At 59.8% G+C, this 25,897-nt stretch carries 33 protein-coding genes and 1 pseudogene; 32 read left to right on the top strand and 2 right to left on the bottom strand.

Translation table 11 applies throughout. The annotated features are described in order from the left end of the window. Positions 1 to 37: 37 nt before the first annotated feature. The 20 genes and pseudogenes from CE491_RS21915 to CE491_RS21825 all read left to right on the top strand — a co-directional run bounded on the left by CE491_RS21915 (position 38) and on the right by CE491_RS21825 (position 16,379). On the top strand, positions 38 to 352 hold the full coding sequence (locus CE491_RS21915; protein WP_110950439.1) for a phage holin, lambda family: 315 nt from the start codon (positions 38 to 40) through the stop codon (positions 350 to 352). Continuing rightward, positions 349 to 1,188 carry an N-acetylmuramidase domain-containing protein gene (locus CE491_RS21910; protein ID WP_110950438.1) on the top strand — a complete coding sequence of 280 codons (840 nt, stop codon included), beginning with the start codon at positions 349 to 351 and terminating at the stop codon, positions 1,186 to 1,188. Before CE491_RS21915 ends, CE491_RS21910 begins: the two co-directional genes overlap by 4 nt. Further along, complete coding sequence (locus CE491_RS21905; protein WP_110950437.1) at positions 1,185 to 1,391, top strand: hypothetical protein; 207 nt, start codon at positions 1,185 to 1,187, stop codon at positions 1,389 to 1,391. Before CE491_RS21910 ends, CE491_RS21905 begins: the two co-directional genes overlap by 4 nt. Beyond that, positions 1,388 to 1,831, top strand: coding sequence for an Rz-like lysis system protein LysB (gene lysB / locus CE491_RS21900; RefSeq protein ID WP_110950436.1), 444 nt, complete (start codon positions 1,388 to 1,390; stop codon positions 1,829 to 1,831). The genes CE491_RS21905 and lysB overlap by 4 nt, the downstream gene beginning before the upstream one ends. Then, positions 1,746 to 1,940: pseudogene (lysC, locus tag CE491_RS30860) on the top strand (Rz1-like lysis system protein LysC); the annotation flags it as partial. The gene lysB and the pseudogene lysC, both read left to right, overlap by 86 nt. Then, positions 1,937 to 2,419 carry a phage tail protein gene (locus tag CE491_RS21895; RefSeq protein WP_110950435.1) on the top strand — a complete coding sequence of 161 codons (483 nt, stop codon included), beginning with the start codon at positions 1,937 to 1,939 and terminating at the stop codon, positions 2,417 to 2,419. The pseudogene lysC and the gene CE491_RS21895, both read left to right, overlap by 4 nt. Next, a complete protein-coding gene (locus CE491_RS21890; protein WP_110950434.1) occupies positions 2,416 to 2,868 on the top strand; it encodes a phage virion morphogenesis protein in 453 nt (150 codons plus the stop codon). Before CE491_RS21895 ends, CE491_RS21890 begins: the two co-directional genes overlap by 4 nt. 74 nt (positions 2,869 to 2,942) lie before the next feature. Continuing rightward, positions 2,943 to 3,488, top strand: a complete 546-nt coding sequence (locus CE491_RS21885; RefSeq protein WP_234407653.1) for a phage baseplate assembly protein V — start codon at positions 2,943 to 2,945, stop codon at positions 3,486 to 3,488. Continuing rightward, positions 3,485 to 3,838 (top strand): GPW/gp25 family protein, encoded by a 354-nt coding sequence (locus CE491_RS21880; RefSeq protein WP_110950433.1) that lies wholly within the window; start codon positions 3,485 to 3,487, stop codon positions 3,836 to 3,838. The genes CE491_RS21885 and CE491_RS21880 overlap by 4 nt, the downstream gene beginning before the upstream one ends. Then, a complete protein-coding gene (locus tag CE491_RS21875) occupies positions 3,835 to 4,749 on the top strand; it encodes a baseplate J/gp47 family protein (RefSeq protein WP_110950432.1) in 915 nt (304 codons plus the stop codon). The genes CE491_RS21880 and CE491_RS21875 overlap by 4 nt, the downstream gene beginning before the upstream one ends. Continuing rightward, entirely contained in the window at positions 4,746 to 5,357 is a 612-nt protein-coding gene (locus CE491_RS21870; protein WP_110950431.1) for a phage tail protein I, read from the top strand. The genes CE491_RS21875 and CE491_RS21870 overlap by 4 nt, the downstream gene beginning before the upstream one ends. Beyond that, the gene (locus CE491_RS31080) at positions 5,354 to 8,341 is read left to right on the top strand and encodes a phage tail-collar fiber domain-containing protein (protein ID WP_110950430.1); all 2,988 of its coding nucleotides are present in this window, start codon (positions 5,354 to 5,356) and stop codon (positions 8,339 to 8,341) included. The genes CE491_RS21870 and CE491_RS31080 overlap by 4 nt, the downstream gene beginning before the upstream one ends. A gap of 22 nt (positions 8,342 to 8,363) precedes the next feature. Beyond that, the gene (locus tag CE491_RS21860) at positions 8,364 to 9,053 is read left to right on the top strand and encodes a tail fiber assembly protein (protein WP_199885212.1); all 690 of its coding nucleotides are present in this window, start codon (positions 8,364 to 8,366) and stop codon (positions 9,051 to 9,053) included. A 115-nt stretch (positions 9,054 to 9,168) separates the two neighbouring features. Next, the gene (locus CE491_RS21855; RefSeq protein ID WP_110950428.1) at positions 9,169 to 10,341 is read left to right on the top strand and encodes a phage tail sheath protein; all 1,173 of its coding nucleotides are present in this window, start codon (positions 9,169 to 9,171) and stop codon (positions 10,339 to 10,341) included. Positions 10,342 to 10,392: 51 nt separating this feature from the next. Beyond that, a complete protein-coding gene (locus CE491_RS21850) occupies positions 10,393 to 10,908 on the top strand; it encodes a phage major tail tube protein (protein WP_110950427.1) in 516 nt (171 codons plus the stop codon). Positions 10,909 to 10,965: 57 nt separating this feature from the next. Continuing rightward, positions 10,966 to 11,301, top strand: a complete 336-nt coding sequence (locus CE491_RS21845; RefSeq protein WP_110950426.1) for a phage tail assembly protein — start codon at positions 10,966 to 10,968, stop codon at positions 11,299 to 11,301. 8 nt (positions 11,302 to 11,309) lie between these two features. Further along, positions 11,310 to 11,429 carry a GpE family phage tail protein gene (locus CE491_RS21840; RefSeq protein ID WP_110950425.1) on the top strand — a complete coding sequence of 40 codons (120 nt, stop codon included), beginning with the start codon at positions 11,310 to 11,312 and terminating at the stop codon, positions 11,427 to 11,429. Further along, positions 11,422 to 14,646: a phage tail tape measure protein gene (locus CE491_RS21835; protein ID WP_234407652.1), complete on the top strand. Its 3,225-nt coding sequence runs from the start codon at positions 11,422 to 11,424 to the stop codon at positions 14,644 to 14,646. The genes CE491_RS21840 and CE491_RS21835 overlap by 8 nt, the downstream gene beginning before the upstream one ends. Positions 14,647 to 14,652: 6 nt before the next feature. After that, positions 14,653 to 15,093 carry a phage tail protein gene (locus tag CE491_RS21830; protein ID WP_110950424.1) on the top strand — a complete coding sequence of 147 codons (441 nt, stop codon included), beginning with the start codon at positions 14,653 to 14,655 and terminating at the stop codon, positions 15,091 to 15,093. Further along, the gene (locus CE491_RS21825; protein ID WP_234407651.1) at positions 15,090 to 16,379 is read left to right on the top strand and encodes a phage late control D family protein; all 1,290 of its coding nucleotides are present in this window, start codon (positions 15,090 to 15,092) and stop codon (positions 16,377 to 16,379) included. Before CE491_RS21830 ends, CE491_RS21825 begins: the two co-directional genes overlap by 4 nt. A 30-nt stretch (positions 16,380 to 16,409) precedes the next feature. Here the strand turns inward: CE491_RS21825 and CE491_RS30385 are convergent, their stop codons facing one another. Both CE491_RS30385 and CE491_RS21820 read right to left on the bottom strand, forming a co-directional pair. Then, positions 16,410 to 16,583, bottom strand: coding sequence for a hypothetical protein (locus CE491_RS30385; protein ID WP_199885211.1), 174 nt, complete (start codon positions 16,581 to 16,583; stop codon positions 16,410 to 16,412). A gap of 116 nt (positions 16,584 to 16,699) precedes the next feature. Further along, on the bottom strand, positions 16,700 to 17,056 hold the full coding sequence (locus CE491_RS21820; RefSeq protein ID WP_199885210.1) for a helix-turn-helix domain-containing protein: 357 nt from the start codon (positions 17,054 to 17,056) through the stop codon (positions 16,700 to 16,702). Positions 17,057 to 17,159: 103 nt separating this feature from the next. Between CE491_RS21820 and CE491_RS21815 the strand changes: the two genes are divergently transcribed. From CE491_RS21815 to CE491_RS21760, 12 genes are all read left to right on the top strand, one after another. After that, positions 17,160 to 17,360, top strand: a complete 201-nt coding sequence (locus tag CE491_RS21815) for a DNA-binding protein (protein WP_110950422.1) — start codon at positions 17,160 to 17,162, stop codon at positions 17,358 to 17,360. A 29-nt stretch (positions 17,361 to 17,389) separates the two neighbouring features. Further along, entirely contained in the window at positions 17,390 to 17,863 is a 474-nt protein-coding gene (locus tag CE491_RS21810; RefSeq protein ID WP_110950421.1) for a YmfL family putative regulatory protein, read from the top strand. 76 nt (positions 17,864 to 17,939) lie between these two features. Continuing rightward, positions 17,940 to 18,221, top strand: a complete 282-nt coding sequence (locus CE491_RS21805) for an ogr/Delta-like zinc finger family protein (RefSeq protein WP_110950420.1) — start codon at positions 17,940 to 17,942, stop codon at positions 18,219 to 18,221. After that, positions 18,221 to 18,595: a hypothetical protein gene (locus tag CE491_RS21800; RefSeq protein WP_110950419.1), complete on the top strand. Its 375-nt coding sequence runs from the start codon at positions 18,221 to 18,223 to the stop codon at positions 18,593 to 18,595. Before CE491_RS21805 ends, CE491_RS21800 begins: the two co-directional genes overlap by 1 nt. A gap of 64 nt (positions 18,596 to 18,659) precedes the next feature. Next, a complete protein-coding gene (locus CE491_RS21795; protein ID WP_110950418.1) occupies positions 18,660 to 18,893 on the top strand; it encodes a hypothetical protein in 234 nt (77 codons plus the stop codon). 2 nt (positions 18,894 to 18,895) lie between these two features. After that, positions 18,896 to 21,700 carry a toprim domain-containing protein gene (locus CE491_RS21790; protein WP_110950417.1) on the top strand — a complete coding sequence of 935 codons (2,805 nt, stop codon included), beginning with the start codon at positions 18,896 to 18,898 and terminating at the stop codon, positions 21,698 to 21,700. A 40-nt stretch (positions 21,701 to 21,740) separates the two neighbouring features. After that, complete coding sequence (locus tag CE491_RS21785) at positions 21,741 to 22,037, top strand: hypothetical protein (RefSeq protein WP_110950416.1); 297 nt, start codon at positions 21,741 to 21,743, stop codon at positions 22,035 to 22,037. A 38-nt stretch (positions 22,038 to 22,075) separates the two neighbouring features. Further along, positions 22,076 to 22,213, top strand: coding sequence for a hypothetical protein (locus CE491_RS30380; protein ID WP_199885209.1), 138 nt, complete (start codon positions 22,076 to 22,078; stop codon positions 22,211 to 22,213). Positions 22,214 to 22,683: 470 nt separating this feature from the next. Continuing rightward, complete coding sequence (locus tag CE491_RS30840; RefSeq protein ID WP_110950414.1) at positions 22,684 to 22,887, top strand: hypothetical protein; 204 nt, start codon at positions 22,684 to 22,686, stop codon at positions 22,885 to 22,887. Beyond that, positions 22,884 to 24,032, top strand: a complete 1,149-nt coding sequence (locus CE491_RS21770) for a site-specific integrase (protein WP_110950413.1) — start codon at positions 22,884 to 22,886, stop codon at positions 24,030 to 24,032. Before CE491_RS30840 ends, CE491_RS21770 begins: the two co-directional genes overlap by 4 nt. A gap of 236 nt (positions 24,033 to 24,268) precedes the next feature. Next, positions 24,269 to 25,171: a hypothetical protein gene (locus tag CE491_RS21765; RefSeq protein ID WP_110950412.1), complete on the top strand. Its 903-nt coding sequence runs from the start codon at positions 24,269 to 24,271 to the stop codon at positions 25,169 to 25,171. Between the two features lie 262 nt (positions 25,172 to 25,433). After that, a complete protein-coding gene (locus CE491_RS21760; RefSeq protein WP_110950411.1) occupies positions 25,434 to 25,841 on the top strand; it encodes a Cthe_2314 family HEPN domain-containing protein in 408 nt (135 codons plus the stop codon). Positions 25,842 to 25,897 lie beyond the last annotated feature (56 nt).

The following is a 25,897-nucleotide window of genomic DNA, read 5'->3' as shown; positions in this document are numbered from 1 at the left end:
CCTCCCCATTTCACCCTCAGATAGCGGATCAAAGCGCATGCCTGACAAACCGGATTCATGGGCCTGGTTCGCTGCCTGGCTCCAACAAAACTGGCCTGCGTTTTACGCAGGTGGACTGGCCGCCGTGATCGCGGCCCTACGAATCATGTACGGCGGCGGCACATGGCGACGGGTTCTGCTGGAGGCTCCGTTGTGCGGGCTGCTGGCCCTTTCGGCGAGCCACGGCCTGTCGCTGCTAGGCATCCCCACGACGACAGGCCCGTTCTTCGGTGGGGTGATCGGCCTGCTGGGCGTTGAAACCACGCGCGCCATTGCCAAATCTTTCCTGAATCGCAAGGTGGAACAAGTATGAGCGTCTTACGTCACGGGGATCGCGGCCAAGAAGTCCGCGTGTTGCAGCAACGCCTGAACCTCCAAGGCGCCGGGCTTAATCCTGACGGCATTTACGGCGACAGCACAGAGGCCGCAGTTCGCGATTACCAGCGCAAAGTTGGCTTGGTAATCGACGGTATAGCGGGCCAGAAGACGGTCATGGCCTTGTCCGGCGACGACTGCTCCAACCTCCTGCAGCACGCCTCCCTGGTAAGCGCGGCGGCGAGACTCGGCGTCGACCTCGCCGTAGTGATGGCCGTGAACGAAGTTGAAAGCCAGGGCAGCGGCTTCCTGGATAACGGCAAGCCGAAGATCCTATTCGAGCGCCACATCATGTACCGCCAGCTCGAAACCCCACGCACGCCTGAAGACGACGCAGCGGCGCTGAAAAAACATGCTGACCAATTAGCTGCGTCCCAGCCAAACCTGGTTAATCCCAAGGCCGGCGGGTATGCCGGCGGATCCGCCGAGCATCAGCGCCTGGCGAACGCGCGATTGATCGACGACGTGTGCGCGTTGGAATCGGCCAGCTGGGGCGCGTTCCAGGTGATGGGGTATCACGCGGTGCGGCTCGGCTATGGCAGCGTCCAGGACTTCGTCACGCGCATGTCCAAGAACGAAAACGAGCAGTTCGAAGCCTTCGTGCGCTTCGTTGAAGCGGATGCGGGGCTGCTGAAGTCGTTGAAGGGCAAGAAGTGGGCGGCGTTCGCCAAGGAATACAACGGCCCGGACTACGCCCGGAATCTGTACGACACCAAGCTCGAACGCGCTTATCAGCGTCATGCTGTCGGCTGCCCAGTGCCGGAGGCCGCATGATCGACCGCGACCAGATCCGCAAGCTGAGCCCTGCCGACGGCGACATTTTCACGCTGCCGGCAGATGCCCCCTTTGAACTGGCTCAGCAGCTCGGTGAAGCGATCACGATCGCCAAGCCTGGCATTAAGGCCGACGTGATCTGCGCCGACCTTCGCCAAGCCGACGAGTCCGTGATGAACGCCGCCGGCTGGTACCGGAAATGAGCACGCTGCGCCAGGCGCTGTATGGGCTGGCGTTGCTCTGCGCTTTGGGGTTGCTGCTCTGGGCCCAGTCCGAGCGAATCGAGATCGCAGGAAAAAACGTCGAGTTGGCCCAAGGTGCGACAACTGCCGCGCTTGGCAGGGCTACCCGCAGCGAAGCTGTGGCCGCCCAGATGACGGGCGCGCTGGATGTGGAGCGGAAGGCGCAAGCGGCGCTGCGCCTCCTGCAGAACGACCTTCGCAAAGCGCTCTCCGATCGGAAGCAGACAATTGAGGACTTGAAACGTGAAAACGAAGAGCTTCGGCTATGGGCTGATCAGCTTCTCCCTGACGCTGCTCGCCGGCTGCGCGACCGCCCCGCTATCACCGGAGCCGCTGCTTATCGAGACTGGTTGTCCGGCAGTCGTGCCTTGCGTCCTGCCGGCGACGCGACCGCTCAGTAACGGCGCGCTTCTCAACGACCAGGACGTGATCGAGGCGGCATGGGCGGATTGTGCCGCGCAAGTCGACATCGTCTATCAGCATCAGCTGGAACAGGCGCGGAAACCATGAACAAGCACGAATCACTGCGCGCGCACCTGCTCGCGGCTGTTCCAGGTCTGGCGCAGAATCCGGACCGGCTGATGATCTTCATCGACAACGGGAAGATCCGGAGTACCGCTGCCTTCGGCCTGTCGTTCGAATACATCTACACGCTCAATCTGATTCTGACCGATTACGCAGGCCACCCGGACGCCGTCGCCATCCCCTTGCTGGCATGGGTCCTGGTCAATCAGCGCGAGCTGATGGAAAACGTCGATCGCAGCAAGGATTCGATAGTTTTCGAGGCGGATGTCCTGGACAACAGCAAGGTCGACCTGTCGATCAAACTGCCGCTAACCGAACGGGTAATCGTTAAACGCCAGGACGATGGAACTCTGCAGGTCAGGCATCCGCCCGAGCCCGTCGTTGCTGACGATCCGTTCGATCTCGAAAGCCTCGAGCTCTTCACATCAGACGGGGAGTTCATCACCCGCTGGAACCGCCCATGAAACAGGACCTTCACGCACTTGAACAGTGGGCCAGCGTGCTGCTGGCGAAATTGAGCGATGCCGAGCGCCGCAAACTGCTCGGCACGATGGCCCGTGATCTGCGGCGCAGCCAACAGAAACGGGTAACAGTCCAGCGCAATCCGGACGGTAGTTCGTTCGTGCCTCGTAAGCCAAAGGATCTGCGCGGAAAGAAGGGGCGCGTCAAAACGAAGATGTTCACCAAGCTTAAAACCGCGCGCTACCTGCGCACGGAAAACAACGCCGGCGGCTTCTCGATCGGCTTTGTCGGTCGCGTTGGACGGATCGCACGAATCCACCAGTACGGACTGCGCGACCGGCCGGCCAAAGGTCAAGCAGACGTGCAGTACGACACCCGGGAACTGCTAGGTTTCTCCGGAGACGAGCTGGAAACGATCCGGAATGCGCTGATCGATCACCTCGCTGGCTAACGCCGCCTTGTAGCCCCCCCTCCTACACCGTCCCGGTGATGCGGCACGCACGCGCGAGCCGCACCATCTGCGTCATGGACTCCCTCACTGATGTAATTCGACGCCTAGAAAACCTGATCCGCGCCGGCACCATTGCCGCGATCGATCCGGCGATCCCCCGTTGCCAGGTCAAAACCGGGGGCCTGCTCACGGACTGGTTGCCGTTCTATACGCTGCGTGCGGGCGAGGACAGCGACTGGGATCCGCCAAGCATCAACGAGCAGTGCCTCGTACTGTCGCTCTCAGGTAATCCAGCCCATGGGTTTGTTATCGCAGGCTTCAACAGCGACCTCTTCCCTGCGCCTGATCAGAGCCTCACCCGTCGCCGCCGCCGGTACCGCGACGGCGCGACCGTGGATTACGACACCAAAACCCACACCCTGACCGCAACGCTGCCAGACGGCGGCAAGGCGGTACTGGTTGCGCCCGGCGGCGTACACATCACGGGCGACGTGGTGATCGAGGGCCTCGTGACCGTCAGCAAGGACGTCGTTGCGGGGCCGGTGGGAATCAGCCTGGTCAATCACCGAACGGTTGGCGTGAAGCGCGGCAACGAGGTTTCGGATGGGCCCATCCCATGATCGGCATGAACAGCAAAAACGGTAAGACGTTGACCGGCAGCGCGCATCTCGCTCAATCCATCAGCGACATCCTGAGCACGCCGCTGGGCACGCGAATCATGCGCCGGGACTACGGCAGCCAGCTGGCTGACCTCGTCGACTGGCCGTTGAACAACGCAACCAAGCTGCAGGCGTATGCCGCCGTCGCGATCGCGTTGATGCGCTGGGAACCTCGCATCCGGCTGAGCCGTGTGCAGTTGTCTCTCGGCGAACAGCCCGGGCAAGCAATCCTCGACATCGAAGGCGCGGTGGTCGACACCAACGAGCCCTTGAGCCTCCGCGTACCCCTGAGCCTGGGAGCGTCTGCATGAACACCTTTACTCCTATCGATCTGACCCTGCTGCCCGACCCGGACGTGGTCGAGCGCATCGATTACGAAGAGATCCTGGCCGAGCGCAAAGCCTATGCCGTCACCCTCTGGCCGGCCGATCAGCAGGCGGAAGTCGCGGCAACCCTGGCGCTGGAGTCGGAGCCACTCACAAAGTTGCTTCAGGAGAATGCCTACCGCGAGACGCTATGGCGTCAGCGGGTCAACGAAGCGGCACTGGGCACCATGCTCGCCAAGGCCAAAGGCAAAGATCTGGAACAGGCTGCGGCGAACATGGACGTCGAGCGGCTCACCGTGGCGCCGGCTGAGCCGAGCACGATTCCTCCGACCCCCGCTGTGATGGAATCCGATGACAGCCTGCGCGAGCGAGCGCAGATGGCATGGGAAGGTCTATCAACGGCAGGCCCGAAAAACAGCTACATCCTGCATGCCCGCAGCGCTGACGGTCGTATCGCAGACGCCACTGCCGAGAGCCCCTCCCCGGCCGTTGCTGTGGTGACAGTGCAGGCGCTCCTGGGCGACGGCTCCGTCGACCAGGCCGTGCTCGATATCGTCTATGCCTACCTGAGCGATGAAGACCGGCGCCCGGTGGCTGATCGGCTGACCGTCCAATCCGCTGAGGTGTTGCAGTACGGCATCGACGCGACGCTGTATCTCGCTACCAATGGTCCCGAAGGCGAGCCGATCCGCGCTGCAGCCCAGCAAAAGCTGTCGGGGTTCGTCACCCAGCGCCGTCGCCTGGGGGTTGAGATTTCGGAATCCGCAGTCCATGCGGCGCTGCATGTTGAGGGCGTCCGCAAGGTCGTCCTGCACAACTGGACAGACATCAAGCCGACGCCATACCAGGCGGCCTATTGCACCAGCGTCAGCGTTGTAGTCGGTACCGAAGCATGACGGGGCTTTTACCTCCCAATGCGCAGTCGCTGGAGCAGCTCGCTGCGTCTGCCCTGACGCAGATCGAGCGCGTCCCGATCCCGATCCGTGACCTGGTCAACCCTGACCGCTGCCCGCTCGCGCTTCTGCCGTACCTGGCATGGGCGTTTTCTGTGGATCGATGGGACGAGCGCTGGCCCGAAGCGATAAAGCGCAAGGTCATCAAATCCTCGTACTTCGTACATTCCCGCAAAGGAACGATCGGCGCGCTGCGCCGGGTCGTGGAACCGCTGGGTTACCTGCTCGATGTCCAGGAGTGGTGGCAGCTCAAGCCCGAGGGCGTCCCGGGCACGTTCCAGCTGAAAGTCGGCGTCCTGGACACGGGCATCACTGACGAGATGTACCAGGAGCTGAGCGCACTGATCGACGACGCCAAGCCCCTCACCCGCCATTTGATCGGGCTGGCTATCAGCCTCGAAACCAACGGCCACACCTATCTGAGCGCCTCGATCAGCGAGGGCGATGTAATTGACGTTTACCCACCGCAACAGCGAGACATCGATGTCTCGGGTGTGATCGGCCGGGGTGGGCGCGAAACCACTATTGACACCCTGGACGTGTATTCATGACTGACCAAACCTCGCAGTTCTTTGCCATCCTCACGAATATCGGCGTCGCGAAGCAGGCCAACGCAGATGCGCTCGGCATTGCCTGGAAGATCACCCAGATGGGGGTGGGTGATGCCAATGGCACGGATCCGCAACCTGATGCCAAACAGAAGTCGCTGATCCGGGAATGGCGCCGTGCGCCGCTCAATGAGCTCAAGCAGGACCCAAGCAACCCGGCCATCATCATCGCCGAGCAGGTCATCCCTGCAGAAATCGGCGGCAACTGGATCCGCGAGATCGGCCTTTATGACGCTGACGGCGACCTGGTCGCTGTAGCGAATTGCGCGCCCTCTTATAAGCCAACGCTTGCGCAGGGATCCGGCCGCACACAAGTGGTCCGGATGAACCTGATAGTCAGCAACACGGCCAGCGTCGAGTTGAAGATTGATCCGAGCGTGGTACTCGCGACACGCGAATTCGTCTTGAGCGAGCTCGCCAAGCAGGACTTCAAGAGTTCGGTGATGGCGTGCGCCCCGGGTAGCATCGTGCTGAGCGGACTGCAGACGATCGACGGCGTGGCCGTTCCGGCAGGCAAGCGTGTTCTCGCTCCCTTTCAGACCGCCGCCAAGGATCGTGGGATCTGGGTCACCTCGGCGAATGCGTGGACCCGTGCAACGGATGCGGACACCAGCGACGACGTGACGCCGGGCATGCTGGTTCTGGTGGAGCAGGGCACGCTGTACGGCGACAGCGCCTGGCAATTGGTGACTGACGCACCGATTACCTTGGGCGTAACCGCGCTGACGTTTGAGATGGCATGGGGCCGGACCGGCGTTGCCCCGGGCGAATACCGCAGCGTCACGGTCGACAAGTACGGGCGCGTTCTGGCGGCCAACAACCCGACGACTGTGGCCGGCTACGGTCTTACGGATGTCTACACCAAGACGCAGATCGACAGCGCGCTACAGGCCAAGGCGAACACGGCCAGCCCGACTTTCACCGGTATTGCGAAGGCCCCGACGCCGGCGGTATCGAACAACAGCGATCAGATCGCGACGACGGCGTTCGTACAGGCCATGTTCACCGCGCTGATCGGCGCGGCGCCGGAGACGCTGAACCAGATCAACGAAATCGCTGCTGCAATGGGGAATGATCCGAACTTTGCGGCCACGGTGATGACCGCGATGGCCAAGCTGGCGCCGCAGCTGTCTCCGATTTTTACCGGCGATCCGAGGGCACCGACCCCGGCGCTGGGCGACAACGACACCAGCATTGCCACAACCGCATTCGTGCAGGCGGCTTTGCGCGCTTTCGGCATCGGCTCGTCAGACAACGGCACCGGCAACACGCTGGACTTTAACCAGGCCCCCTGGGGCTCGTTCATCAAGGCCGAAGGCGTCGAGTCTGACGCGGCGCTGTATAACCGGCCGGTAACCGGTGCGGCGGGTAATGCCCCGGTTTGCTTCGACGTGCTGACGTTCGGTCTGGCGGGGCGAACTACCCAGCACGCCACGCAACTGTTTGCCCCGGGCGGTCGCGGCCGGACGTTTACTCGCGTGCAGCACGATTCGACGTGGTTTCCGTGGCGCGAAATCGCCATGACCGATTCGCCGGCGCTTCTCGGTGCGCCGACGGCCCCGACGGTTCCGTTCAATACGGAAAATGCTCAGCTGGCGAACATGCAGGCCCTTGGCGATGCGAAGCAAGGCTGGCGAGGCGTAGGTATTGGTTACACCGCCTCGGCGGTATTGAACCCCACTTCCGTGGGGCGCTGGCATCGGGTGACGGTGGCAGGCGTTACGCTAACGCTGCCGTCCAAGTCAGAAGTGGAGGCTGGTAAGGCTCTGGCTATCCACAACGCCTCGGCCGGCAATATCACGATCAAGGCCACCGGGACGGAGGTTATCGCGATTCCCGGGGGCGGTTCCTCGATGACGCTGGCGCCCAACGAGTGGGTGCAGTTTGCGTACAACTCGGATGCCATTTACTTGCCGGGTGGTCGCGGAAAGCTGGTCGAAACCGCTGCGATTGATTCGCCGGTATTTATCGGTGATCCGCGAGCCCCGACGGCGCCGGTGGGTGATAGCGATACGACACTGGCGACGACGGCCTTCGTTCAGGCCGCGCTCGCGGTCTTTGGCTTGGGGACCATGACCGGCCCGCTCGTTAATGACCTCAATACGACTGTTCTGGGCGGTCTGTTTCGGACCTCGAACACGACAGTGAACCAGCCAATGGGCGCGTCGGCGAATATGTCGGGGATCGTCATTCCATACAACAACGGCGGGTGCCTACAGATTGCCGCGCTGTTGTCCGCCAACGGTGCCAATGCGCGCATTTTCTTCAGGACTCAAGCGGCGGGGGGCTGGTCATATTGGCGCGAGTTCGGGGCTACTGATAGCCCGGTACTGACCGGAAATCCGACCTGCCCAACCCCGGCGCCGGGCGACAGCAGCAAGTCGCTGGCCACCACTGAGTTTGTCCGCAGCGCTGCGGGCGACATGGTGGGCATGGTGGGCATGTTTGCCATGCCTACACCGCCAGACGGATGGCTCAAGCGAAACGGGGCAGCAGTATCGCGCACCACCTACGCGGCGCTGTTCGCGAGAATCGGCACGCTTTGGGGCGCAGGCGATGGGTCCACGACCTTTAACCTGCCCGATGCTCGCGGCTACTTCGACCGTGCATGGGATGACGCGCGCGGCATCGACCCGAGCCGCGCCTTTGCCACCAATCAGGCCACGCAGAACCAAAGCCACGGACACAGCGGCACCGCCCTGAGTGCGGGCGCGCACGGCCACACAACGACGTTTGTTAGGGAAATGATCGATTCCCCTACAAGCAACGCCGGTAACGCCGTTCTGGGCGACCAGCTGGGCGATGGCTACCAGTACATGACCACAGACACGGCCGGCGCGCACACGCACACGCTGAGCATTGCCAACTCCGGCGGCAATGAGTCGCGGCCGCCTAACCAGGCGTATCTGGCGTGCATCAAGTTCTGATTAACAGTGAATGGAAATTCAAATGACCGAAGATAAAGAGAGCCTGGTAACGCCCGCTGTTGAGGCACCTGTGGGGCGTTGGTGGGAGCAAGACGGCGTTTTCGCCCCCACCGTCTGCCACGTATCGCCATTGACTGGCGAATTTATGGGCGTGGGCGTTGCAGATCCGAGCCCATTAGAACCAGGTGTATGGCTCATGCCGGCGCACACATATCAGGGCGACGCGCCGATCATTTTCCCGGGTTGTGCAGCAGTCCGAGGTGACGCTGATGGCGTGTGGCATCAAGTGCCCGACTATCGGGGCAAAACCGTCTATGACAAAGACACTCGGGTGGCGAGCAAGTATCAGGAGCTCGGCGAGCTCCCGGAACTCTTCACGCTTTCGGCACCCTCCTCCGACTTCGATATCTGGCAAGGTGGGCAGTGGGTGCTCGATGTCGCAGCCAAAAACGCGGCGTTGACGAACCGGGCAGGATTGAAGAAAGCGCTGCTGGCCCAGTGTGCCGGCAGCGTGATTTCGACCCTGCAGTATGCGGTAGACAAGGGCATCGCCGACGAAGCGGAGATCGACCTGCTGGATGCCTGGCGAAAGTACACAGTTACATTGAGCCGAGTCGCGGCAGGACCCGAGGTAGTGTGGCCCGCCAGTCCGGATGACCCTGCAACCGTCGCATTCCTCCAAGCGCGCGGCTACGACGACATCACCGTTTAACCATAGGGGCTTGCAACTCGCCTTGTGAGCCCTTCCCCTACAAGCCCCCCCGCTACATTCCTCGACGCGCGCGCGTCAATCTGCGCTCTACCGCCATCAACGCGCAGGATCCCCCATGCCATCCGATTATCAACACGGCGTCCGAGTCGTCGAAATCAACGAGGGCTCACGCCCTGTACGCACAGTCGCCACCGCCGTGATCGGCATGGTCTGCACCGCCGAAGACGCGGATGCGGCGACCTTCCCCCTTAATAAGCCCGTGCTTCTGACGGACGTGCTGACCGCCAGCGGTAAAGCCGGCGTGAAAGGCACCCTTGCACGAAGCCTGGATGCGATTGCCGATCAGTCCAGTCCTGTGGCTGTAGTCGTCCGTGTCGCCGAGGGCGCAGATGCCGCCGCCACCAGCTCCAATGTGATCGGCGGCGTAAGTGCCAATGGTCAGTACACAGGTTTGAAAGCCCTCCTGGCCGCTGAGGTCCAATTGGGGGTTCGTCCACGCATTCTGGGTGTTCCTGGTCTGGACAGCCTTCCGGTGACTACCGAGCTGGTCGCGATCGCGCAGAAGCTTCGCGGTTTCGCATACGCCAATGCCTGGAACTGCGAAACCGTGTCCGAGGCCATCGCATACCGCGAGAACTTCGGCGCGCGCGAGCTGATGACCATTTGGCCCGACTTCATCAACTTCGACACTGCCTTGAACGCTGATGCCCCGGCTGCAGCTGTGGCGCGCGCTTTAGGCCTGCGAGCAAAAATTGACCAGCAAACGGGCTGGCACAAGACCCTATCCAACGTCGCCGTCAACGGCGTAACGGGCCTGAGCAAAGACGTTTACTGGGACCTGCAGAACCCCAACACGGACGCAGGACTGCTGAACGCAGCAGACGTGACCACCCTGATCCGCCGCGACGGATTCCGCTTCTGGGGCTCGCGCACCTGCAGCGACGATCCGCTGTTCGCCTTCGAGAACTACACACGAACCGCACAGGTACTGGCCGACACGATGGCCGAGAACCACTTCTGGGCCGTGGACAAGCCGATGCATCCGAGCCTGGTGCGCGACATCGTGGAAGGCATCAACGCCAAATTCCGTGACCTGGTGCGCCAGGGGTATCTGATCGGCGGCGAGTGCTGGTACGACGAGGCCGCAAACGACAAGGACACCCTCAAGGCCGGCAAGCTCTTCCTGGACTACGACTACACACCGGTGCCGCCGCTGGAGAACCTGAACCTGCGTCAGCGCATCACCGATCGTTACCTGGTCGACTTCGCCAGCCGCGTAAACGGCTGATCCCCCCATTGAACAGCGCGGCAACGGCCGCGCCTGCAGGAGAGCGCCACTATGGCTCTGCCCAAAAAGCTTAAGAACATGAACCTGTACAACGACGGCGTCAGCTACGTCGGCCAGTGCAAGACCGTCACCCTGCCGAAGCTGGGCCGGAAGCTGGAAGCCTGGCGCGGCGGCGGTATGGATGGCCCGGTGAAGGTCGACCTCGGCCACAGCGACGACGGTATCTCCCTGGAGTGGACGCTCGGCGGCTGGGACCTCACCGCGCTGCGTCAATACGGCGCCGTATCAGTCAGCGGCGTCCAGCTGCGTTGGGCTGGTTCAATCCAGCGCGACGACAACGAGCAGGTTTCTGCTGTGGAAGTGGTTGTGCGCGGCCGGCATGAAGAGATCGACATGGGCGACTCGGAAGGGGGCGAAGACACCGAGCACAAATTCAACACCGCCTGCAGCTACTACAAGCTGACGATCGACGGAAACGTCGAGGTAGAGATCGACCTGCTCAACTTCATTTTCATCGTCAACGGCGAGGACAGGCTCGCCGAGCACCGTAAGGCGATCGGCCTGTAACCACGCCTCAACGCGCCGGCTCTTCCGGCGCTTCACTCTCCATAACGGGTACTAATCATGACCACCATCGAAGCCTCCAACGAAATCACCACCGTCGCACCGAACCCGAACACCATCATTCTGGACAGCCCGATCAAGCGCGGCTCGTCCGAGATCAGCGAGGTCACTCTGCGCAAACCCATGGCAGGCGAACTGCGCGGGGTAACGCTGACTGACCTTCTGCAAATGGACGTGCTGGCCCTACGTAAAGTACTACCGCGCATCACCAACCCGACCTTGACCGAACATGAAATCGGCCAGATGGATCCTGCTGACCTGGTGCAGCTTGCGAGCCTGGTAACAGGTTTTTTGTTGCCGAAGTCGGCGAAGGCGGATGCGTCCCTCGTTGCGTAGATGACGCAATGGCGGACATCGCCGTTATTTTCCACTGGGGACCAGCGGCGATGGATCCGCTGTCCCTGACCGAACTGATGGACTGGCGCGAACGCGCCCGCGTGCGAAGTGGGGCTAAGGATGAGTGACAAGCTGCGGCTGGAAGTACTGCTGTCGGCGATCGACAGAGTAACTGGCCCCCTGAAACAGATCAGCGCCGGGAGTACTTCGACGTCGCGAGCGCTCAAAGCGGCCCGAGACCAGCTCAGGGAGCTGAACGCACAACAGTCCAATATCTCCAGCTACACACGTCAGAAGGAAGCGGTTCGCCAGTCCTCCGAGGAGCTCGCCAAGGCGCAAAACAGATTGCGTGCGCTGCGCGAGCAGCTGCAGGGGATGGACGCGCCCACGGCCGCCTTCCAAAAATCGTTCGTCAACGCGAGCAGCGCTGTCGAAAAGCTGACCAACAAACATACTGCCCAGCGATCGGAGCTGCAGCGGCTTATCCCGCTGATGCGATCGATGGGCGCTGACACCCGCAACCTCGGAGCCACCGAGCGCCGTCTAAAGAGCGAGATCGAGGCCGCGAACGTCGCCATCCAATCGCAGAAAGACCGGCTATCTGCGCTCGCCAAGCAGCAGGAGCGCGTTTCCCGAGCACAGAAGAACTATTCCAAGGGCAAGGAATTAGCCGGCAACGCGGCCGTAGCAGGCGCAAGTGCCGGCGCAGTCGGCGCCGCTGCCGGCATGCCGATTCTGAGCATTGTCAAGAACTACGCCTCCTACGAGGACGCGATGGCAGGCGTCGCAAAGCAGGTCAGCGGCGCCCGGGATGACAACGGGCAACTGACAGCGACGTATTACGAAATGGGCGCGGCCATCAAGAAGATGTCCGAGACCATTCCCATGGCGACAACCGATATCGCCGCCCTGGTGGAAGGCGGCGCAAGGATGGGCGTCGAAGGTAAAGACAATCTGCTCGAGTTCGCGCGCGTGGCGGCGACAGCGGCAACTGCCTTCGAACTTCCGGCCGAGCAAGTGGGCGAAAACCTTGCACGGATCGCCCAGCTCTACCATCTGCCGATCAAGAACGTCAGCCAGTTGGGTGATGCGATCAACTACCTCGACGACAACGCCATGTCCAAGGGCAAAGACATCATCGACGTGATGCAGCGCACTGCAGGCGTCACGGCTTCGGTTGGGATGTCGTTCAAGGATGCGGCGGCGCTGGGCTCCACGTTTCTGACACTGGGGGCATCGTCAGAGATCGCGGCAACTGCGACGAACGCGATGATTCGCGAACTGGCTATCGCCACCCAGCAGCCCAAGCGCTTCGTCAAAGGTCTGCAGGCGATCGGGCTGGAAGCGAAATCCGTCCAGGACGGCATGACCAAAGACGCCACCGGCACGATTCAAAAGGTGATGGAGGCAGTCAATAAGCTGCCGAAAAACAAGCAGCTGGGGGTCATGACTCAACTCTTCGGCAAAGAGTACGGGGACGACGCCGCCAAGCTCGCGTCGAACCTGGGCGAATATAAGCGTCAGCTCGATCTGGTGAATGGCGCAAAAGCCGCGCCTAAACGCGACGGATCGATGCAGCGCGAGGGCGACATCCGGGCCGACCTGCTTTCAGCTCGCTGGCAGATGGCACAAAACCGCATGTTCAACCTGAGCAGCGCGCTCGGCGCCACCTTGCGGCCGGCACTGATCGAGCTGGTCAACGGTTTGAACGGTGTCATGGCACGCCTCACCGCCTGGGCAGACGCCAACCCTGGCCTGGTGCTGGGCATTCTGAAAGTTGTCGCCGGCATCGCCGCCCTGTCGATCGGATTCAGCTCCGTCGCGCTCGCCTTGGCGACGACGCTCGGCCCTTTCCTGGCGGTGCGCTACGGTTTGTCGCTGATTGGGATCAAGCTGCCGTCGCTCATTGGGATGATGATCAACCTGGGGTCGAAGGTGCTGCCCTTTGTGGGTCAGGCGTTCATGTGGCTCGGCCGGCTGTTCTTGACCAACCCAATCGGGCTGGCCATCTCCGCGATCGCTCTCGCTGCATATCTGATCTATGCCAACTGGGACAAGGTGAAAACCTACTTCGCAAGTGCCTGGGAGGAAATCAAACAGGGCTTCAGCGGAGGCATCGGCAGCATCCTGAAGACGATCGCGAATTTCAGCCCGATCGGCCTGATCTATCAGGCGTTCGCGGCAGTGATGAGCTACATGGGTGTTGAGCTGCCTAACCGGTTCACTGAATTCGGCGGCATGATCATGACCGGCCTGGTCAACGGCATCCGGGATGCCATGGGCAGCGTGAAGACAGCTATTTCCGATGCCGGTACCGAAACGATCGGATGGTTCAAGGAAAAGCTCGGGATCCACAGCCCGTCGCGGGTGTTCGCCGAACTCGGTGGCTTCACCATGGCCGGTCTCGCACAGGGGCTCACCCAGACGCAGGGCGGTCCGCTTGAGGCGGTTGCGGCCATTGCAAAGCGCGTCGCTCAAGCCGGCACAATCACGATCGGCACCAGCGTGACGCCACCTGCAGCACTGCCAAGGGCGCCGGTGCTTCCTGCTGTTTCAGGGGCTCCTGCCCCGGGTGAATCGCAGGGGCTACTGTCCAGCATCGCCGACGCGGGGAAAACGATGGCGAACGCCGGGTTCAGTGCGATCACAGCGCTGTCGTCTGCCGCGTCGCAAGCCGGCCTATCTAACACGCCTGCCGGCATGGTGCTGAGCGTGGTGTCGACCTTGGGCAAGAGCTTGGCGCAACTAGGTGGGACGCCGAGTCAAGCTGCACCCGCCCAAACGATTCTGCCGGTCCAGGGCGCGCCAGAGAGTGCGGCCGGAACGCCGCTGATCCAACCCCAGCCGAGCCTGGTGGCGACACAACCCATCCAGAAACCCCGCGAAGGATCTGCTGTATCGCAGGCCCCGGCCGCACCTAAAACGTCGCCCGACATGCTCGGGGTGCTTGCAGGCATTGGGAGGCGAGTCGCGCAGGTTGGGCAAATCGCGATCGGGATTGCCGGGGCAGGTCGATCGGCCGGCGCAGCCCCTTCCGAGGCACCTGAAGGCTTTGGAATGCTCGATGCAATCAGCGTGATGGGCAAGAACCTGGCTCAAGCAGGAGCCATCGCAGTGGGAATGACCGCAGCGCCGGCATCCATTGCCGTCGACAGCCGGCCACCTATCGCCTCAGTCGCACCACAGCCGGTCGTGCAATCGGCCCCGGACCACATCGAAATCAACATTCACGCAGCCCCGGGAATGGATGCGGCCGCAATCGCCCGAGCGGTTTCTGCCGAGCTGGATAAACGTCAAAACGCGAAGCGGGCTCGGGCACGCAGTTCGCTGTATGACCAGGAGTAAACGACCATGATGATGGCCCTAGGCATGTTCATCTTCAGCCTTGAAACGTTGGTGTACCAGGAGCTGCAGCGGCAAACAGAATGGCGGCACGGTTCCACCTCCCGCATCGGCACCAATCCGGCACGTCAGTTTCTCGGACGCGGCGACGATTCGATCACGCTTCCTGGAGTTCTCCTGCCGGCACTCGCTGGCACTCCGTTGAGCGTCGACACGCTGCGTTACATGGCCGACACCGGCAAGGCTTACCCGTTGGTTGAGGGGACCGGCCGCATTCTCGGCATCTGGGTGATCGAAAGCATCAACGAGACGCGCACGCTGTTCTTCCAGGACGGCGCAGCGCGTCGAATTGAATTCACTATCGCGTTGAAGCGCATCGACGACGGCCGCGTTGATTTGCTTGGCTCTGCCGTAAGCAGCGCGGGCAACATTTTGAGGGCCGTCCTGTGATCGATGAGGCTATTGACCAAGTTGACCGCTACCTGGACAGCGCGCAGAAATCCATGCGCGAGGCGAAGGCTTATCCCCGCCCTATCTGCCGTCTGATGGTCGACGGCCGCGATATTACGGCGGCGGTGGAAAAGCGCCTGGTCAGTATTGAGCTCACTGACAACCGCGGACTCGAGGCGGACCAGCTGGACGTGACGCTTTCCGACCACGACGGCCTGCTAGGGATCCCGCCCAAGGGTGCCACGCTTCGAGTCTGGCTCGGGTGGAGTGATACCGGGCTGGTCGATAAGGGAACGTTTACGGTCGACGAAACTGAACACAGCGGCGCTCCGGATCAACTGAGCATCCGAGCGAGGAGCGTCGATCTGCGCGCAGGGCTCAAGGTCAAGCGCGAGCGTAGCTGGCATCGCCAGACGATTGGCGCCGTAATCACCGCTATCGCAGGGGCTTACGGGCTCGCGCCGGTCATCAGCGCGGTATTGAACGTGATCGAGCTGGTGCATCTCGACCAGGCGAACGAATCGGATGCGAATTTGCTAACGCGTCTGGGCCAGGAGTACGACGCGATCGCCACGGTCAAGGCTGACAGATTGCTGTTCCTGCCGATCGGCAAGGCGACCAACGCGAGCGGATTGAACCTGCCGCACGTCACACTCACGCGGCTCGATGGTGATCAGCACCGCTTTCTCCAGGCGGACCGTGACAGCTATACCGGCGTGCGCGCCTTCTACTACGACGTCAACAGTGCCGAGAAAAAGAGCGCCATTTCCGGCGGCGGGGAGAACATCAAGGATCTGAGGCACTCTTTCACCGATCGGAAAAGTGCTCTCGTTGCGGCGCGTGCCGAGTGGAACCGCCTGCAGCGCGGAACCGCGACGTTGAGCTACACGCTCGCCCACGGCCGGCCCGACCTTGCGCCTGAACTGACGTACACGCTGACGGGGATCAAGCAGGAAATTGCCGACATCATCTGGCTCGGCGGCAACGTGAAGCACAGTTTCACCTCGGACGCCTTCACCACCAGTCTGGAGCTGGAATCGCAACTGCCCGACGGGGATGAAGTTGCCGAGCTTGCAGAGGATGGGAAAAGCTACACGGGCATCATCGCCTGGTACCGGGAATCGAAGACAGCGAAACAGCACACTGTCACTGCGGGCGACCAAGCACGGCCACGACGGCTCACGCATCTGTACGAAAGCAAGGCGACGGCGAAGCGGGCGGTTGAAAGGGAATATAAACGGCTGCAGGCAAAAAATAGTGCGCCTACTGCCGGAGCTCCGGCGTGACCAGCCGGAGCGCGGTTGTGCGACGCGGGCCTATTTCGTCCGGGTCAGCATTTCTGCCAGGCGCTGCAGGTGCGCCTGATCGGTTTCCGACATCTGCCGGTACCGCTGGAGCAACAAGTACTCCAGTTGGGTCAACTTCAGGTCGGGCCTATCGTTGTTTCGAGCATCCTGCTCAAGCTTCTCCAAAACGCCTCGATCCAACATGCTCAATACTCCTGGGAAACGGTAAGCATCGACGGTTTCGCAGGATTCTAAATGGCCCAAAGTCGCTACTTTCAGCGATTGGCGATGGATGGAGTCATCGGTCAGTTGTCGGGTGTCTATTCGGGTTTAGCCGCAGGATTGACGCGCCCGGTATTCATTTCCGCAAGGCCGGTTACAACGCGTCGGGCCACGGCCTGGTCCGCAGGACTCAACGAGCGGATAGAGCAAATCAGCTCGGACTCAATCCCCGCCTGGGCTTCAACGGCATGGTCGCGTCTTCCAAAAAGGACGTACATCACATCGATCCCAACTTTCGAGATAGCCAACAAATACGCCGTGTCCGGGTTCTGCCGGCCGCGCTCGTAGTTACCTTGGGAGTTGCGTTTCACCCCTCCAATATCTGCCAGCTCGTTTTGTTTAATGCCAAGCCGGTCGCGCTCTTCCCGGAGCCGCTCGCCCAAAGTTTTTTCCAAGGAATCTCCGCATACACAAATTTTTGGCACGCACCGCTTTACACAGCCAATTTCTTGGGCATAATGATGGCACTTCCAACACGATTGAACACACATGAACACTATGCCCGTCCTCCTCACAACCGAGCAAGCCCGCGCGGAACTTGACCGCAACGGCATAACGATCGCCCAGTTCTGCCGCAAACACGCTCTGAACAAAAATTTGGTCAGCGATCTGTTGAACGGTCGGAAGAAAGGCGTCCGAGGCGAGGCCCGACGAGCAGCTGTGCTCCTGCGTATCAAAGACGGCGTGATATCAAACTAATTGCAGTTCTGCCGGTGAGAAACCAGAAGATGAAACGCACCGTTCTAGAAACCCGCCGCCAAGTCGTAAGTGCAGTGATCTGCGCCTACCCCGGCGGGCGCGATTGCGCAGCACCTCGGCTCGGCATGTCGGTAAAGAAGTTTGATAACCACGCTTACGAAAATGCCGGCAGTCGCCCTCTGACGGACGAGCAAATCTGCCTTTTGGAATCACAGACAGGCACCACCCATCTGCCGGACTTCGTCTGCGGCCTGTACGGCGGGGTTTTCGTCCCCGTTGCCGAGGCAGGTCAGCTGGACAACCTCGATCTGTATGCACGCTCGATCAATACCTCCATCAAGCGCGGTTTGGTCGACGCCATCATTGCCAAGGCCCTCGAAGATGGGGTCATCAACGATAGCGAAGTGCAAGACATCCTCACCGCGCACCGCGCCCACGTCGCGGCCAGCCATGAAGAGATCACCGCCGTGATCGTTTTGCACCGGGAACGCCCGGGCACTTAGGAACCGAAGTAGGCGCAGGAAGCGCCGCCAATTCTCGGCGTCAGCCGAAGGCCGCAACTAGCGGCGGGGAGAACAAGTGAGCACCTACAAATTGGTATGTCCGCACTGCCAGGGGCGAATGCGCATCCGAACCAGTGAGGGCACGCATATCTTTTTGCGTATCGCCTACCTGCAATGCACCAACGAAGCGTGTGGCTGGTCCGTTCGCGCCGAGTTCGAGATGACTCACGAAATGAGCCCGTCCGGCATGCCAAACCCATCAGTTCGCCTGCCGGTGGCACCAGTTGCGATTCGCCGGCACGCGATGAAAAAGGATGGCGAACAACAGATGGATCTACTGGGATTGGAGACGGCCTGATGAAAATCGTACTGAAAGCGCAGAACCCTGAACTGGAATATCGCTCGACGATGCAGAGCGCTGCCCTGTGCTTCATGCAGCGTCACCAGGGCGAACACCTGGACAATGACCAGCAGCTCTTCGTCCGGGCTGTGACCTATCTGCAGACCTCTCTCGAAGTGCCCCTTTATCTCGCAGAGACGCTCGCGGCCCTTGCCTACAGCGAGCTGCGCTCCACTGGCGATCAGCGCCGGCTGGATCTTGCCAACAGCAGCGAATCCGTGGCGGTGCTCACTGACCCCACCAGCGGCAATGCCTACGCCATCCCCGTCGCCCATATCTTCGAGCAATTGATCGACTTGCCCGGGCAGCGACAGACACCCCCGACCATCTGAACAAATAGCACGACCCAGAGCGTGTGGGTTTGGGCGAATTGCGCCCGAAATCAGGGATACAGCCATGAGCACAGCACTTTCGATCCGGATGGACCTGAGCAAGAACCTTGCAGAAGCCCTGCAGCACGAGCTGCGAGAGCGGCTGCGCCTCGGAATTCAAGAGCACTGGTATTCGGATGAGTTTCGGCGCGTCCCTGACGGTCTGCGCTCCGGCGCGATCCTTTCCGCTTACCCGGCCCTGGCAGCACAAAAAACCACTCTCGGCGCCTTACAGGCCGCCATAAGTAAGCAGGCTTGACGATGGAAGACGTAATCCGGGCTGACGTATTGACCCGACTCGAAAATGACTACGGGCTGAAGCATCGTGCCGGCACTGATTTCATGCGCGGCGGTGTATGCCCGGCATGCGGCAAAAAAGAGCTCTACTCCAGCTTCGTGAACCCGTGGTTCATCAAGTGCGGCCGGGAAAGCAAGTGCGGTCAGCAGTGGCACGTTAAAGAGCTGTACGACGACATTTTCGACGACTGGAGCAAACGGGCGCCGGCAACTGATGATCAGCCCACTGCCACGGCTCGCGCCTACCTGGAGTTTGCTCGCGGGTTCAAGATGGACCTGGTCGCAGGCCTATTCACTCAAGAGAGCTACTTTGATCGGGATTTGGAGATCGGATCAGCAACCGTGCGCTTCCCTCTGGAGCGCGGCGGTTATTGGGAGCGCCTGATCGACCGACCTCACCGGTTCGGAAAGAAGAAGGCTCGGTTCAAGCCAAAGGAATCGTACAGGGGCTATTGGTGGTGTTCACCGCACGTCGACCTCTCCAACACCCGCGAGCTCTGGATTGTCGAGGGGATCTTTGACGCCATTGCCCTGCAGCACAACGATATCGACGCTGTCGCCGCGATGTCGTCCAACGCCTTCCCGGAGGCTTCGCTCAAGGCGCTGATCACGCTACGGGCTGGCAGTCTCCCAAGGCTTGTATGGGCGCTGGACAATGAACCAGGCGCACACAAGTACACGCGCAAATGGGTGGCAATGGCCCGTGCGATGGGGTTTGAGTGTACTGCCGCGCAGATCCCGCAGCGTGATGCGCGAAAGGTGGACTGGAACGATCTACATCAGCGCTGGGGGTTTATCGACGACGAAGCCGACCGGCAGAAGCGGTTGGACGGCGACCTCGCCGAAGCACGCCACCACGGCGCCCTGCTCATCGCGGAGAGTGCCTCGGAAAAAGCGCTGCTGATGTACGACTGGCGCGAGCGAGAGGAATTTCACTTTGGCTTCGAATCCCGTCTGTACTGGTGGAAGCTGGACATCAGCAAGTTCAACAGCGCCATGCAAGCGCTGGAGACGAGCGAAAACCACGAAGAGCAGCAGCTGAACAACAAGGCAATGCGAGAGAAGGCGCTGCGCATGTCCGGCTGCGTGGTGGAGATCGCCAACTGCTACCCGCAGGCCCTGTATTTCCAACGCAACGAGATCACCGACGAGTCCTGGTACTTCTTCCGAGTCGACTTCCCCCACGACGGCGTGTCGGTAAAGAACACGTTCACCGGCGGCCAGGTCGCGGCCGCGAGCGAATTCAAGAAGCGCCTTCTGGGCATGGCTGCAGGCGCCGTGTTCACTGGCAGCGGTCAGCAGCTCGACAAGATCATGAAGGACCAGCTATTTGCGATCAAAACGGTCCAGACGATCGACTTCGTTGGCTACAGCAAAGAGTACGCCTGCTATGTCTACGGAGACATGGCAATCAAGGATGGTCAGGTCGTGGCGGTCAACGACGAGGAGTTCTTCGAGTTCGGAAAACTGCGACTCAAGACTTTGCAAAAGGCCGTGCCGGTCCGCATTCAGCGCGATCCAAAGGAATACAGCGATGAATGGGCAAAGCTGCTGTGGACGTGCTTCGGCGCCCAGGGCGTGGTCGCGCTGACGTTCTGGTTCGGATCACTGTTCGCCGAGCAGATCCGGGCTCGTTACCAGTCGTTCCCCTTCCTGGAAGCAACGGGCGAAGCCGGCGCCGGTAAAACCACGCTGCTCAACCTGCTGTGGAAATTGCTTGGTCGGTCTGGCTATGAGGGTTTCGACCCCTCCAAATCGACCAAGGCCGGCCGGAGCCGGTTGATGGGTCAAGTTTCCGGGATGCCGGTGGTACTGCTGGAATCTGACCGAAGCGGCGATGACAAATCACACGCCAAGAACTTCGAATGGGACGAGCTGAAGGATTACTTCGGCGGCGGCACACTGGCGACCAAAGGCGTCAAGACGGCCGGTAACGAAACCTACGAGCCTCCGTTCCGGGGCACGATCGCGATCAGCCAGAACGCTCCGGTTGTAGCGTCCGAAGCCATCATGACGCGGATCGTTAAGCTTCATTTCGTCCGCCCGGCTGTCACTCCGGCAAGCCGCGAGGCTGCTGACAACCTCACAGCGCTGGACGGTAACAAGCTCAGCCATTTTCTGCTGCAGGCGGTCAAGCGTGAAGCCGATGTCATGTCCACCCTTGCGGACAAGATCCCGGCTCACGAAGCCCGTCTGCGCCGGCTTCATACCCATTGCGTCAGCTGCGATACGGCGCACCCGCCTGATAGCGAAAAGTCTGCGTGCCAGAAGTGCGGCAACCAGTTGCGCGGATACATTCGGGTCGAGCGGATCGTAAAGAACCATGCGCAGCTTCTCGGCCTGGTTGACTGCATTCGTTCGCTGGTCCCACTGACTGACGCACAAATCACCGCGACACAACGCTGCATCGTCGGCATGGCGATCGAGCGCCAGAGCTCGATCAGCGCAGACCACCCGGTAGTAGCTGAATTCTGGGAGGTTTACGACTACCTGCAGAGCCTGGATGCCGAAGGGCCAGTGGTAAACCACAGCAAAAAAGACAACGTCATCGCCATCAACCTCAACGAGTTCGTCGAGCGCGCCGCCGAGCATCGCCAGAAGCTGGCCGACGTCAGCGAGCTGCGCGATCGCCTCAAGGAATCCCGCCGGCACAAATTTCTGGAATCGAATAAGTCTGTGGACAGCAAAGTCCGGGCTCACCACGCCATGCGACATAACAACACGATCACCAAATCACCGATCGTCAAGTGCTGGATTTTTCAGGCGTAGGGCTGCAACCCACGTCGAACAGCCCTGAAAGGAGAGAACCATGCAGATTCAAGTCGTCGCCGGCACGGCGCAGGCGCAACAAAGCCGCGTTACCGAGCTGCTCGACGAACTGGGCAATGACCAGCGCAAAACCGTCCAGGCGGAAGCCTATGGTCCCAGCGGACTCGTCGACATTCTGGAGGTCCGTGGCGCCGACGGTCAGCGAGAGATCCTGGTGCTCAATTGCACGCGGCGTCAGATTCAATCGGTGCTGGATTGGCAGTCATGCGAGGAAGACAACGACCAGTTTTTAGACCTGGTGCTGTACCTGGTGCGATTGCCAGACAGCGACCTGTAACGCCGGCTGCAACCGGCAACCCCTGAAAGGAGAGAACCATGCGAAACACCGAACCACTTGAACAAGCCGCTCGCGGCGCACTACTGGGGCAGTTGTTGGGAGCGGTACTGACTGTGACGCTGATCGCAATCGTCGCGGTGCAGGTTCCGGATCTGATGATCTGGATCCTTCGCTAGAAATCCAAATGAAGTCGGTGCCATGGGGCTGCAACCCCATGACACCTACCACCCCTGAAAGGAGAGAACCATGCAAGCCCAAACCCTCAACAGCAGCGCGGCCGAGGCTACCATGAACACGATTGTGGATGGACATACGTTCGAGCTGAGCGAGGTGCTTGATGCCTAAGCAAGCCGCTGCCCGCCAACGACCAACGATGGCGAGCCACCGACTCGACCTGCCGAGCATTTGCGACATTTGCGGTAGAGCTCGATCGACTCGCACCCATCAAAGCTGCAGCCGCATTAGGCAAAAAAGAAAAGAGGATGAATGGACGGAACTGATGGCCGAGAGGGTTGCTGCGAGATTGGCCCGAGGCCGACGCTATTCCCGGTAGGCTTTCCTCCAGAAGATCGCTCACTTTTTTCTAACAACTATGCCCCGGCACACTGACTACACTGACCGGGGCGTAAGAGATCCTGAGGCAACCATGTCGAGCAATGTCTTGATATTCGAAGATCTGCAGCGCATCACCGGATATCAGCGCCGGTCTGACGTTGAACGGTCACTCATTGAGCAGGGCGTCCGCCTGTTTCGAGGCCGTACCGGCCCGTGGACAACTCTGGACCTTATCAATCAAGCAGCTGGGCTGACCCCAGCATCGAACGAACGGTACGAACCCGACATTTTATGAAGCGAGCGAGGAAGCGGAAGCACAATCCGAACATCCCTGCCCACGTCGATCAGGCCGCCCTTCCGGCGGCCATTTTCTTCGACCTGCGCGGCAGCGGAGTTTGGTACACCCTCCACAGGGACGAAACCGGCAAACAGCGGCGCCGCAATGTGGCGCCTGCAGACGTGTCTCTGGCAGAACTACATCGGATCATGGATGAAGCGTCGAACGTCGACAGAGGCACGCTCCGTTACGTCTGTAAGAAGTTTCACGAAAGCGATCGCTATAAGAAACTCAAGCCGAAGACGCACGACGACTACTGCTACTCCCGAGACGTACTGCTGAACATTCCCACCAAACTGGGCAAGCCGCTGGGCGACCTCGCTGTGAAGAAGTTTACCGCCGCCCTGGTGCAGCGCATCGTTGATCGGCTTGCAGACGAGGGCACCCCTTCAAAAGCCGCGCATGCCCTCCGATATCTGCGCCGAGTTCTGCAGTGGGGGCGCAACCGAGGTTATCTAGAAATCAATCCAGCGCTGGGAATCGAGGCGCCGATCGAACGCAAGCAGCGCCGGCTGCCGACACAAAGTGTCATGGAGGATCTGATTGATCGGGCGACAGCTCGCGGCCGGCTCGCGCGCAACGAACCCGGTGGCTGTCCGGAATATCTACCGATCGTGATGGAACTGGCCTATCTGTGCAGGCTTCGAGGTATCGAGGTCGTCACCCTCACAGACGCCAATGAGCTGGAAGAAGGGATTTTGACCAACAGGCGCAAGGGCAGCAGGGACAACATCGTTCGTTGGACGCCGCGCTTGCGGGCCGTGTGGGACAGCGCAAAAGCTTACCGATCAAGCACCTGGGAAAAGCGCAGGACGCCAATCCCGATTGGCGCCGAAAAACGTCCAATTATCGTTGCGAGCCATGGCGGCATGCTGCGTAAGTCGAGTCTGGATACAGCCTGCCAGCGGTTCATCACCCTCGCGCTCAAAGACGATATCATTACTCCTGAGCAGCGTTTCGCACTGCATGACTTAAAGCGCCGGGGCATAACGGATACTGTAGGCAACCGAGCAGACAAACAGGAGGCAAGTGGTCATCGTGACCAGAAGATGATGGACATCTACGACCATAGCTTGCCAATTGTCTCCCCCTCAGCCAACTGAATGCGGTTAAGTTACTTGGCGGTATGACAACGGCATTGGACACGTGGCGGCAGTTAGCCAAAAGCTTGGAATGGGTCGCGGATGATTTCGCTCCCTGGAACGTCCGCTTTTTTTGAAAAAAACACCGACCCTTGGGCGCCTAGGTCACCTCTTATGCCCACCCCAGAAGGGCAGGTTCGCAAAATGCCTGTTCCCAGCAGTAGGCCGTACATTGATGATCATTGACAGGAAGCAATATGAGTAATCCAGGAATTCGATACGAGCGACTATTGTTTTGGGCAGCGCCTATTACCTTGGCCGCTTGTGCGGTGTTTGTTTCTATGGCTGGATACAATACCTATGAAGATAAGATTGCTGCAAATTGCTTTGACGCGGCTGCTGATGTCATAAAAGACAGTTCTAGGGTGTTATCGGACGAATGGAACGACGTTAAGCTCGATCAGATCAAAAATAAAGGCCGAGGAATCCTTAAATTCGATTATCGAGCCGCCGTGGCTAAGAAGTTGATATACGGCATCGAAAACAGCTGCTGGAAGAGAATTGACACTGGTGGATATAACTTGGAACGAGACCCAAGTATATTGATCGAAGATTTTCGATCTGTTGCCGCCGATCATCGCAAGCAGCCTATCAAAATGTATGGGGTCGAAATACCAGATTTTGCCGTTATCAGTTTAGCAGGCACAAAGATACAAATTGCAATGGCAAATTTTATCCAAGCTCTGCAAGTTGCGCTGGCCCCAATAATGCTTCTTTGGCTCGGCAGTCTTTATCATACCCGGTTTAGAGAAATCACAGCCTTCAAAAGCCATGAAAATATATTAGCTGTCCACCCTCATGTGATAAATGTATTCCCAGTGGGCTATTATCCAGACTTACGAAAAAAAAGCTGGTTTGGGTCTAGAGCGCCATATTTTTGGTCGATTTACTGTTTCCTCATACGGACGTTTTTAGTGCTCTGCTTCATAGCCCCGGCAACTGGTTTTTACGTCGGCTCGCTCTTCTACCAACCTATCTTTGGCTACTGGACTGCCAATTTTTTTGCAGGCTTGGGAGTAACTGTATACGCTTTTGGCGTTCTCCTCAGCGAGGCATTCGTAGGTCTGAAGCATTTCAAGGGAGAGGGCCCGTTACGCTGAGAGTCGTGATTACTCGTCGCTTAGGCTCTGATGCGGGCGAGTATGCAGGCCATCGTGGCAGTCTAAATCCACAGAGCGGAGCTTGGTGTGCGCTGCGTGTCACACGCCACCAAGGCGCGCGCATGCAGGCTTTGGCACTGCAAAGTTCAGAGAAAGCCCGATGCCGATGACGCATATAAACGTGATTGCAGTTCCTCACGGTCTACGAACTAGAGAAACGGCATCGCGTGGGTGATAGTACTTTATTAAATGAGAGGCTCTAGTGCATAAAATTGAAGAAGCCATAATTCTAGACAATGAAAGTCCTTTATTCTCGTCTAACTTAGCTAAAGGTGTGGTAGAGCTGGGAACGGCGGAAAACCTAGCTGTTTATATATTTGACTGTAGCAAAGCGCTCAGCAACATATCATCCTCGCTGGGTAAGGCAAGGCTCTCGTTGGCGCTTATGGACGTCAAATTTCTGGCCGCGCTCGCCGAAGACGACATCACCAAAAGCGACTACATTGAAATGCTTGTGGAGAATAGCATAATCAGAGTGCAACCCATTTATGATCGAGTGCTGATTTTGGTCAATAAGATACTAGATTTGGGCATTAGCAATGAGTCAATCAATCACATGTCATTGACGTCTAACGAGAATGTAAAGAATGAATCGCCCCGGATTTTCTAGACACTCTCCAAGCTCAGGAAATAGCGTTTCTCATACTCTACTGGAGACAGCTGCAT

Origin of the sequence: Pseudomonas bohemica (assembly GCF_002934685.1) — a bacterium.
In the GTDB taxonomy this organism is placed as follows: domain Bacteria; phylum Pseudomonadota; class Gammaproteobacteria; order Pseudomonadales; family Pseudomonadaceae; genus Aquipseudomonas; species Aquipseudomonas bohemica.
This window is presented reverse-complemented; position numbering and strand designations above follow the sequence as displayed.

What these genes read in the sequence shown, in the direction of transcription:
- CE491_RS21885 (WP_234407653.1), top strand. Translation starts at nt 2,943, where the DNA reads ATGGACTCCCTCACTGATGTAATTCGACGCCTAGAAAACCTGATCCGC.
- CE491_RS21915 (WP_110950439.1), top strand. Translation starts at nt 38, where the DNA reads ATGCCTGACAAACCGGATTCATGGGCCTGGTTCGCTGCCTGGCTCCAA.
- CE491_RS21790 (WP_110950417.1), top strand. Translation starts at nt 18,896, where the DNA reads ATGGAAGACGTAATCCGGGCTGACGTATTGACCCGACTCGAAAATGAC.
- CE491_RS21880 (WP_110950433.1), top strand. Translation starts at nt 3,485, where the DNA reads ATGATCGGCATGAACAGCAAAAACGGTAAGACGTTGACCGGCAGCGCG.
- CE491_RS21810 (WP_110950421.1), top strand. Translation starts at nt 17,390, where the DNA reads ATGAAACGCACCGTTCTAGAAACCCGCCGCCAAGTCGTAAGTGCAGTG.
- CE491_RS21860 (WP_199885212.1), top strand. Translation starts at nt 8,364, where the DNA reads ATGACCGAAGATAAAGAGAGCCTGGTAACGCCCGCTGTTGAGGCACCT.
- CE491_RS21795 (WP_110950418.1), top strand. Translation starts at nt 18,660, where the DNA reads ATGAGCACAGCACTTTCGATCCGGATGGACCTGAGCAAGAACCTTGCA.
- lysB (WP_110950436.1), top strand. Translation starts at nt 1,388, where the DNA reads ATGAGCACGCTGCGCCAGGCGCTGTATGGGCTGGCGTTGCTCTGCGCT.
- CE491_RS21905 (WP_110950437.1), top strand. Translation starts at nt 1,185, where the DNA reads ATGATCGACCGCGACCAGATCCGCAAGCTGAGCCCTGCCGACGGCGAC.
- CE491_RS21850 (WP_110950427.1), top strand. Translation starts at nt 10,393, where the DNA reads ATGGCTCTGCCCAAAAAGCTTAAGAACATGAACCTGTACAACGACGGC.
- CE491_RS21840 (WP_110950425.1), top strand. Translation starts at nt 11,310, where the DNA reads ATGGCGGACATCGCCGTTATTTTCCACTGGGGACCAGCGGCGATGGAT.
- CE491_RS30385 (WP_199885211.1), bottom strand. Translation starts at nt 16,583, where the DNA reads ATGTTGGATCGAGGCGTTTTGGAGAAGCTTGAGCAGGATGCTCGAAAC.
- CE491_RS21815 (WP_110950422.1), top strand. Translation starts at nt 17,160, where the DNA reads ATGCCCGTCCTCCTCACAACCGAGCAAGCCCGCGCGGAACTTGACCGC.
- CE491_RS31080 (WP_110950430.1), top strand. Translation starts at nt 5,354, where the DNA reads ATGACTGACCAAACCTCGCAGTTCTTTGCCATCCTCACGAATATCGGC.
- CE491_RS21830 (WP_110950424.1), top strand. Translation starts at nt 14,653, where the DNA reads ATGATGATGGCCCTAGGCATGTTCATCTTCAGCCTTGAAACGTTGGTG.
- CE491_RS21845 (WP_110950426.1), top strand. Translation starts at nt 10,966, where the DNA reads ATGACCACCATCGAAGCCTCCAACGAAATCACCACCGTCGCACCGAAC.
- CE491_RS21785 (WP_110950416.1), top strand. Translation starts at nt 21,741, where the DNA reads ATGCAGATTCAAGTCGTCGCCGGCACGGCGCAGGCGCAACAAAGCCGC.
- CE491_RS21835 (WP_234407652.1), top strand. Translation starts at nt 11,422, where the DNA reads ATGAGTGACAAGCTGCGGCTGGAAGTACTGCTGTCGGCGATCGACAGA.
- CE491_RS21895 (WP_110950435.1), top strand. Translation starts at nt 1,937, where the DNA reads ATGAACAAGCACGAATCACTGCGCGCGCACCTGCTCGCGGCTGTTCCA.
- CE491_RS21765 (WP_110950412.1), top strand. Translation starts at nt 24,269, where the DNA reads ATGAGTAATCCAGGAATTCGATACGAGCGACTATTGTTTTGGGCAGCG.
- CE491_RS30840 (WP_110950414.1), top strand. Translation starts at nt 22,684, where the DNA reads ATGTCGAGCAATGTCTTGATATTCGAAGATCTGCAGCGCATCACCGGA.
- CE491_RS21800 (WP_110950419.1), top strand. Translation starts at nt 18,221, where the DNA reads ATGAAAATCGTACTGAAAGCGCAGAACCCTGAACTGGAATATCGCTCG.
- CE491_RS30380 (WP_199885209.1), top strand. Translation starts at nt 22,076, where the DNA reads ATGCGAAACACCGAACCACTTGAACAAGCCGCTCGCGGCGCACTACTG.
- CE491_RS21870 (WP_110950431.1), top strand. Translation starts at nt 4,746, where the DNA reads ATGACGGGGCTTTTACCTCCCAATGCGCAGTCGCTGGAGCAGCTCGCT.
- CE491_RS21770 (WP_110950413.1), top strand. Translation starts at nt 22,884, where the DNA reads ATGAAGCGAGCGAGGAAGCGGAAGCACAATCCGAACATCCCTGCCCAC.
- CE491_RS21875 (WP_110950432.1), top strand. Translation starts at nt 3,835, where the DNA reads ATGAACACCTTTACTCCTATCGATCTGACCCTGCTGCCCGACCCGGAC.
- CE491_RS21890 (WP_110950434.1), top strand. Translation starts at nt 2,416, where the DNA reads ATGAAACAGGACCTTCACGCACTTGAACAGTGGGCCAGCGTGCTGCTG.
- CE491_RS21855 (WP_110950428.1), top strand. Translation starts at nt 9,169, where the DNA reads ATGCCATCCGATTATCAACACGGCGTCCGAGTCGTCGAAATCAACGAG.
- CE491_RS21910 (WP_110950438.1), top strand. Translation starts at nt 349, where the DNA reads ATGAGCGTCTTACGTCACGGGGATCGCGGCCAAGAAGTCCGCGTGTTG.